Annotated in this window: 5 protein-coding genes; all 5 read right to left on the bottom strand. The window is 69.3% G+C overall.

All coding sequences use genetic code 11. From position 1 onward, the window contains the following. Window positions 1–993: TniQ family protein (locus tag FGF04_RS37865; protein WP_188114404.1), on the bottom strand; the 993-nt coding region annotated here is incomplete at its 3' end. A 114-nt stretch (window positions 994–1,107) separates the two neighbouring features. Then, a complete protein-coding gene (locus tag FGF04_RS37860) occupies window positions 1,108–2,115 on the bottom strand; it encodes an ATP-binding protein (RefSeq protein ID WP_149515926.1) in 1,008 nt (335 codons plus the stop codon). Further along, window positions 2,109–4,283 carry a Mu transposase C-terminal domain-containing protein gene (locus tag FGF04_RS41775; protein WP_268893810.1) on the bottom strand — a complete coding sequence of 725 codons (2,175 nt, stop codon included), beginning with the start codon at window positions 4,281–4,283 and terminating at the stop codon, window positions 2,109–2,111. Before FGF04_RS41775 ends, FGF04_RS37860 begins: the two co-directional genes overlap by 7 nt. A 29-nt stretch (window positions 4,284–4,312) precedes the next feature. Then, window positions 4,313–4,708 carry a TnsA-like heteromeric transposase endonuclease subunit gene (locus tag FGF04_RS41530; RefSeq protein WP_235882713.1) on the bottom strand — a complete coding sequence of 132 codons (396 nt, stop codon included), beginning with the start codon at window positions 4,706–4,708 and terminating at the stop codon, window positions 4,313–4,315. A 469-nt stretch (window positions 4,709–5,177) separates the two neighbouring features. Then, the gene (locus FGF04_RS37845) at window positions 5,178–7,658 is read right to left on the bottom strand and encodes a DEAD/DEAH box helicase (protein ID WP_149515925.1); all 2,481 of its coding nucleotides are present in this window, start codon (window positions 7,656–7,658) and stop codon (window positions 5,178–5,180) included. Between the last annotated feature and the right edge of the window lie 673 nt (window positions 7,659–8,331).

Raw genomic sequence — 8,331 nt, 5'->3', positions numbered from 1 at the left:
GGGCCGGTGCGGGGCGTGGACTTTCCACAGCAGCTCTTGTGCGGCGGGAGTGGCGGCCGCGCGGGKGCGGATGCAGGAGTGAGCCCAGGCGAACAGCGCTCCGTGGGTGTCGGCGGCAAGACGGTGGACGAGCCAGGGCCGGGTGAGGTTGCCGGCGAGCTCGCTCAGCAGATCGCTCATCTCCCCCAGCCGGTAGGGCAGATGGCCGCCTGAGGCGGCCCAGAGACGTTGCTGCAGGCGCTGGCTGGCCAGCAGATGGGCGAGGGCGACCGTCTCGGGATAGGTGACGAGGTCACGGGCGGCCGTCTTCCACCAGCTGGGATCGCTGCCCTGGGGCCGACTGGCTTCCAGACGGTCCGGCCACAGACGTTCCTCGCGCGGCCAGGACTGGTGCCACCAGGTTCCGGTGACGGCACGGGCGACATCGAAGGCCTGCGCGCCAGCAGGGCTGCGCTGCAGCAGCCGTGTGTGTGAGCGGTACGCGTGGATGATCTCCGGGCAGCGGCCGAGGGGCACGGGCAGGCCGCTTGTCGCGGGCACGAACAACAGCCAGAACTGGTGGCGTGGGCAGACGCGTTGGTCGGGTGTGAGGTAACGGCGGGCGGATTCGGCGCGCCCGGTGCGGGCGGCGACACAGGCAGGGCAGGCGGGCCCCCAGGCGGCGACGGCTTCCTCGCCGCGCACGAGCCGTCCAGCCGCACCGAGCCGGTAGGGGCCGCGCGGCTCCTCTCGTGTCCACGCGGGCAGGGCCCGCTCGAGCACGGCCGGCGCGGTACGGCACAGCGCGGCGAGACGGGCACGGGCCGGGGCATTGAGGAGGATCTCGCTGTCCGGGTTGAGGGTGCCGGCGGTGTTGCGTCGCCGGCCGGTGTCGGTGACGGCGATGAGCAGGTCGCGCAGGCGAAGGTGGTAGCGGGCGGCGACTCTGGCAACGAAGGACAGGGTGAGTTCGGTGTGCAGCGGTGCCACCCGCCCTGCCGCGCCGGCGCTCATAACGGGCCCGCTGGTGCGGGCCGATGCCGGGTGGCGTGCGTGGCCTGCCGGGACGGGGCGGTCGGGACAGGTGTCGTGCCTTTGCGGCATTGCCGAGATTCCTTGGCTGCTTGGTCACGCCCGTCGTGGGGGTCGTGTCTGGGCTTCGGCGGCCGCGTCGAGTGCCACATCGCTCAGCAACTGCTTGGTGATGCTTTCGCTGCCCTCGGTCAGAGCGATGAGGGCGGCTTCGCGGATGAGGTGGGAGAGGCTGCCCAGACGGCCGGCGGTGCGCTGGTGGAGGTAGGCGGCGTGCCGGACCAGGGTGCCGGGCCGGTGCGCGCGCAGCCGCAGCATGCTTTCCATGGCGTGGACGAGGTCGTGCCACACGGCCCGGTCCTGCTCGGTCGCATAGGCCAGGGGAGGGTGGCGGAAGATTTTGAACCGGCCGGCGATCTGGGCCCCGCGGACTCCGCTGAGCAGCGAGGAGGATTCGATGTCGATGGCGGAGTAGACGAAGGTGGCGGGGATGCGTTCGCCGAGGTACTTGAGCTGATCGGAGGTTTCCGCGCCGGCCCGCCGCTGGGTGTCCAGGAGGTGGACGTCGTCGATGAGGACGAGCTGGGTGCCCAGTTCGCACAGCAGGTCGCAGACGGCGGCGGTGATCTGGGTCTGGTTGAGGCGGTCGGTCAGGGGCATGCCGAGGAACCGCGCGAATTCGCTGACGAGCATTTTCGGGGTGGCGGCCGGCGGCACGCTGATGAACAGCACCGGTCTCCTGCCCGCCTGGCCGGGGTGCTGGCGGGCATCGGCCAGCTGGAAGGACCGCCCCAGCGCCATCATGGTCGTGGTTTTGCCGGTGGTGGCCGGTCCGGAGATGATCAGGCCGCGGCGGGCGCCGGCCTGCTGACGGCGGTTGACCAGCAGCAGCCGGCGCACGGCGATGAAGACGCTGTCCATGACAGGGGTGCGCATGACGGCGAGTTCGGAGTGGTAGTCCTCGCGCTTTGCCTGAGGCCAGGCGGGGTCGGCGGCGTCGCGTGCGGGGGCTGGAGGGCGGCTGACGAAGGCGTCCCATCCCTGCCACACAGTCGGAGGGGCCAAAGGGGCGAAACCGGCGGCGTCGGCGGACTCGTTCACCATCGCAGGGATTCCTCAACGGGGTCGTAAACCGTGACCTGGGGGCGCCTGGGCGCGGACAAACGGGCATCCTCGGGCGCGGTGGCGCAGGCACCTGCATCCGCGGGCGTGAGCTCAGAAGGCCGGGTGCCCCACGCGCCTTCACCGGCCGGCACCTCCTCATCCTCGATGGCTTCGTGGACCTGAGCCGGGGTCTCAGGCGTTGCCGTCCCAGGGGGGCGGCCGTAGAGGATTCCCCATACCGCGCCGCCTGCGTGTGCGGTGTGGGCAGTGCGGGCGCGGGCGGCGACGGCCTTCTCGCGGTGGGTACCGCATCCTGCGGCGGCCCGCTCGAGGAGCTCCCGCAGGGCCAGCGCCAGCTCGTGCTCGTGCTGGACGCGGCTGCCACGGCGGGCCGTCGTGGCGCGGATGTGCTGCCAGGCGAAATCGGTGAACGGCTCACTGACCAGGGTGTGATGGATCCACGGCACTGCCTCGAACCGGTAGCCGGCCCGGCGGCCGGCATCGGGCAGGCGTACCCAGATCTGGCCGGGAGCGTGCGGGTCGTAGTGGATCTCCCACAAGCCGTCGGCGGCCGGTGAGCGTTCGCCGCGATAGGGATTGAGGACGGTGTGGTCGTAGGTGCGGTAGTCGAATCGAATGCCGTAATCGTTGATCTTCTGCCGTCTGACGGGCATCAGCTCGATGTAGTCGTCGCAGCCCAGCGGCACCGGGACGTACCCGCACACGGCGACCAGCGCGGCCCACATCTCGTTCGGTGACAGAGACCGCTGGGGCATCATCGGATGGCGCAGCGCCTCGTGTGCGCGGGACTGCCAGCCGCAGATGATCCACTCCTGGAACATGTCCGCGAGCTGCCGCAGCGTCCACACCGCCTCACCCTTGGGGTGCTTGCCGCGCTCACCGGTGTGCGCACCCGTGTAGCCGGCCACATGCTGCACGAACAGCGTCTTGATCGACGAGAAGGTGCGCTCCACCTGCCCCTTGGCGGGCGCGTTGCCCGGCGGAGCGGGCTGCAGGGAGATCCCCAGCGACTGGCAGGCGGCGATGAACGAGGACGACACGAACACGCTGCCCTGGTCGACCACCACGGTCTGCGGGGTGATCACAGGCCGTGCCGCGGCCCCCTCCAGCCGGGCATCCACGCTCAGCAGCCGCCGGTAGGGGATCACTGACTGCTCCATGGCCAGCGCCTGCGGCCAGGCCGGCTGCAGGGGAGCTGGCACCATCATCTGCGCCAGCAGCTGCGCCGCGTCCGCACTGCGCGTTCCCTTCGGGCGCACAACAGCCGCACAGATACTGCGGGTCGCCACATCCAGCGCGATGGTCAGCTCGGGACGCTCCACCACCCCGTCGTCCAGGACCACCAGGACATCCAGCAGGGTGCTGTCCATCATGACCAGCTCACCGGGCGCCATCACCGCCGTCGGCAGGAACGGGGGAGCGGGACGGGCCGAGCGCCACCGTCGCTGCCGCGCGCTGCCCAACAGCCCCCGCCCATCGGCGAGAGCGTGCACCAACCGGTTGAACACCGTGCGCGAAGGCAGCGCCACCACGCCCTGGCCATGCCGTTCGGCCAGCAGCCGCTCGGTATAGGTCCGCAGCCGCTCCAGTGTCCCGTCCGAGCGCTCCCGCCCAGCCTCCAGCACCTCCCGCACCGCTGCCACCACGCGCTCATCCACCCGTCCCTCATGCGTGTGCGGCCGGGTGGAGCGGTGGTCGACCAGGCCCCACACCCCCTCCCGGCGGTAGCGGGCCCGCATCCGCCGCACCGTGACGGCGCTGGCCGGTCTGCCTGCCGCGGACAGTTCGGCTGCCTTCGCCTCTTCCCGCTGGGTCAGCGTCCGCGTGCGCGGGTCGTACTGCGCGCGAGGCTCGCCCGCCGCATCGCCGGCGTCGGGAAAGCCGGTCTCGACCTCCCGTACATGCCGCTCCCATGCCAGCGCCCGCTCCCGCACCGCATCGGGCAACGACTCCAGCAAGCCCAGCGGCGGGATCGCGGCCGCCTGAACTTCGCCCAGGACCTCGAAGTCCGTATCGGCGAACAACAAGGACAGCAGCACCGCTGTGAGGGCGCCGTCCTCACCGACTAGCCCCGCCCGACCTTCCGCGAAAGACGCCACCGTCCACACCCGCCCCTGGAACTGCACCCGGCAGCCCAGCTCCAGCACCGACTGCCGCGGCGACCTGCCATCGCGCCTCACCGCGGCGCCCACACCGGCATCTGTTCATGCATCGCCGCTCCCAGGTCGGCTACCAGCCGTCCGGACCACAAAGCGTGGAACACCGCGGGCAGCACCAGCAGCGGATCGCCGAGTCCGCCGACGCCCCTGGCAAGCGGCGTCGGTTCGGCGAACGCCTCCTGCAGCGCGTCCGCCAGCACGCCGCCACCCTGGTAGCGCGGATGGCGGTACCCCGACAGCCAAGCCACATTGCGCCGGTAGATCGGGTCGACGGACCCCAGCACCCAATACCGCCAGCCCACTGCCGCACACAGCTCGTCCATCAGCTGCCCGAGTGAGCGCTGCCGCTGCGAAAGCTCCGTCCTGGTCGTGCAGTCGGCCAGCACCCGCTGTCCATCGGTCAGACGGAGCATCAACTGCGGAGCATGCGTGCGCAGTCCGCCCAGCCCATTGCAACTGAAGGGGCCGGGCCGCCAGAGCACTGATGCGCGGATCACGATCGAGCAGCATCACATGCAGCCGCATCGCCGCGCAGCCGTAGTGCACCAGCCGTCCCGTTCTGGCTGACCACCACCAGCCAGGCGCCAGCCGTCGGCCTCGGCGAACAGGGAACGGCTGCAACGGCGGACAGTGCTCAAAAGTCACCTCGGAAGCCGCCGTCGACCATCGCACACACTGCGTCTCCCCGACCCCGGTACGAAACAGCACGTCCGCCGACTCAGCTGCTCTTGTGTCGCTCACCCCTCCAGACAAACCGCGGAACGGCCTTGATCGGGCATTTTCAGTGTTTCTGCCACACGCAAGGGAGCTATCAGCTAACCGCCCACCCCAGCCCTCTATGACCCTGCCGCCACCGCGCCATGCCGCATTCACACAGCGCAGCTACCAGCGCATGCCCAACTCATCGAGTGCCGCTCGCCGTTCCGGGCTGAGCTTGGCAGCCCGGCGCCGGCTGTTGTCCACAAATGCTCCGAGCTTGATCGGCTCGCCGTCCACGACTTCAAGATGCTTTCGCGCCGGGCGCAGGTGTCCTTCGCGGGCGTGGAACTGGCGAGCCGCTGCGAGGTTGGTGTTCCACCGTTCGTCCTGGGAGCGCCGTACCGGCACCACGACTTCGTCGTCCGCGGGCGGCTCGATGCCGAGGGTTTCGAGCAGGTATTGCTGTGCGGGCACCAGGCTGTCCCACCCGGCTCGTTGTGTGGTGATCCACGTTCCGAGGTCTTCGCCCTGGATGACGAGCTCGCCTACCCCGGTAGGGAAGGTGCCGCCTGCCTTCGCGTGCGCGAGCGCCAACCGGTACGCCCGCTGCCAGCCGACCTCCCACGCCATCGGGCACCACCCTGGGTCGACCTCCGCCAGAGCCTCCTGCCGGGCCTCTGAGAGCTCCCCGGCGTACGGGACGCCCGTTTCCCCGGCCGCGCGCCGCACGGCGTTCTCCGCCGCCTTCCTGGCTGCTCCCCGCTGGTTTTTCATCCAGGTCCCTAGCGGGAACGACTCCCAGACAACCGACGCGGCAGGCAGGCAGTGACCGTGCACGGCCGCGTAAGAGCGGGCCACCTCCAGCCCGGCGTCCCACGCGGACGCGTGCACGGACCAGACCATGCCGAGCTTCTCCAGCGTCGTCACGCGGGAGGCTTCCAGGGTTCCCGCGTTGTAGTACCGGCGTTGATCTGCGACAAAGACCCCCAGTGGATGCCCGCCGGCCGCGCCCCACTCCTTGGGCGTGACGTACGTGTACGGCACCCGCAGCTCGCTGCTTCCGGTCTCGCGCAGCCACCGCGTGGCCGCCTCGATGCCGCGCAGCCAGTACGCGCCCTCGGGATCGATGACACGCAACTGCACGAACCGCGTCAGCGCCGCCGGATCACGCTCCTCGCTGAACCGCAGCACCCCCGCAGCCCGCTGCGACAGCTGCACGGCTTCCTCGTCGACGTCCTCCTTGCCGCCGTCCTCGCCCTCCGCAAGACCGTCCTCGCCGCGGCCGTCGTCGGCAGCCGGTCGGCTGTTGCGCAGTCGGGGGTCCGCGAGCGCCTCGATCGTCTCCGCATCGTGCGCCCGCAGAGCGCCAAGGATCTTCCCCAAGATCGAATAGGCGTCCGAGGTGAGCAAATCATCCGGATCTTCATCCGGTCCGAGGAAAACCGGAACAATCAGCGTGGCGAGTTTCCCGTGATCCGGATTCAACCGCAGAGCACGCCCCACCATCTGCACGATATCCACCATCGAGCCGCGCGCATCCGCAAAGAGCACGGCGTCACATTCCGCGGTATCGACACCTTCACCTAGAACGCGAACTGAAGAAAGCACCCTCAATTCAGCACGCTTATTCTGGTCTTTTCCCAGAAAGTCGGATGCGAATTCATCGAGCACGGCCTTACGGTGCCCGGGAGCATGTTCGCCGTAGAGCCACTGCGCCCACACCTGGTCCGCGGGCGGGTAGGTGTCGGGGGCTTCGGCAGCGAGCCGGGCGGCGACCGCCGGCACCGATGCCGCCATCGCCTCCGCCTCAGTCACCCGGCTGTGGAAGGACAAGACCCGACGGAACCGCTCCTCGACTGCCGCGCGCATCAGCCCCGCCTGCACCGCTGCCAGCCGCGCCCCGCGCACAGCGTCCGAGCCGGTCGCCTCCGTGGCCAGTGCCGCGTAGAGGCCGGGATCGCGGATGTCCAGGCACAGCACCTGATACGGGGCAACGATGCCCCGCCCGATCGCCTCCGAGAGCGTCAGCTTGTACGCCACCGGCCCGAAGACGGGGGAGCCGTCCTCCATCGAGGCCACCAACCGCGGCCGCTCGCCCTCGGCCTCCCACACCCTGGCGGTGGCCGTCATGTAGAGGCGGCGCTCCGCAGGGAGCTGCGCCTGGTCGTGCACGGCCGCCCACGGCCGAAGACCATCCCCACTGACCCGATGGGCTTCGTCCACGACCATCAAGCTCCACACCCCCAAACCGGCAGCGTGCGCACGCTGAAGGATGCCCAGCCCGACCGACGAGTACGTGGCGAACACCGTGACCATCTCCAGCCCCGACACCCACGCCACCAGCTCGTCTGGGTCGGTGGTACAGGGCAGGCCCTGGCTCTCCTCGGCCCGCAGCGAGCACACCCCGACCATCGCCCCGGACCGGCCCGCCCGGCGCCAGGCGCCGGCCATCTGCGTCAGCAGGTCCAGCGTCGGGACCAGAACCAGCACACGACGGGCCGAAAGACGGTGCGCGGATTCCGCGCCGATCAGGGTTTTCCCAGAGCCCGTAGCAGCGATTACCTGCGTCCTCAGCCCTTCAGGCGGCATACGGCCGCCGGGAGGCGTTCCGAGAAGGCGAACGACGTTATCGACTGCCTCAACCTGGTGCGGTCGCAATTCCATCTGAGCCACTTTTTCTCACATTCTGGTATGAACAGGGGTGATCCGGTTCTAGCCCAGATTTCATCCAGGACTCAAAATGACGAATTCCCAGGACCTCTTAGCAATGACGTTACGTGTAACCCTCCGGGATGGGGAGGTACTTGGCAAGCATCCCAGAAGCAAGCCAGCTTAAAAAGTGACGCAGACAGTTTGATTAGAAGTGATCGAGGCTGATGGTGGAGTGCGGCTTGTCCGTAGTAAATGCGGGCACCAGTACGGTAGGAGGTGCACCCATGACCCGATCGTCTGAAACGCACGACTCGCCGGCCTGGACCAAGCCAGGAGCCCGCTGGATCGCCTGGATGTGCTGGCCGATGCTGGGCTTGTGGTTGGGCGTGATGATATGGCGAGCAGTTGAAGGCCCCGTAGGGCAAGCCCTGTACCCCGCCCTCATGTCTGTTTTCTTCGCCAGCCTCCTGATCCGCAACGAGGCGAACCGGCGAGCGGCACGCCACTGACCCCGCGCTGCTGCTGCGCTTTTCTGCCGCGCGCGGAGCGTGCGGCAGCGCCCGGATCGCGGAGCGATTCCGGGCAGGCGGAACGGAGTTCCGCCGCATTGCGCGGAGCGCAATGCTCCGTGGCGCAGCCACGGTAACGCCGCGTAGCGGCGTCGCGTCGTGTCTGCGGAGCAGAC

The organism is Streptomyces apricus, from assembly GCF_008369065.1.
Lineage (GTDB): Bacteria > Actinomycetota > Actinomycetes > Streptomycetales > Streptomycetaceae > Streptomyces > Streptomyces apricus.
This window is presented reverse-complemented; position numbering and strand designations above follow the sequence as displayed.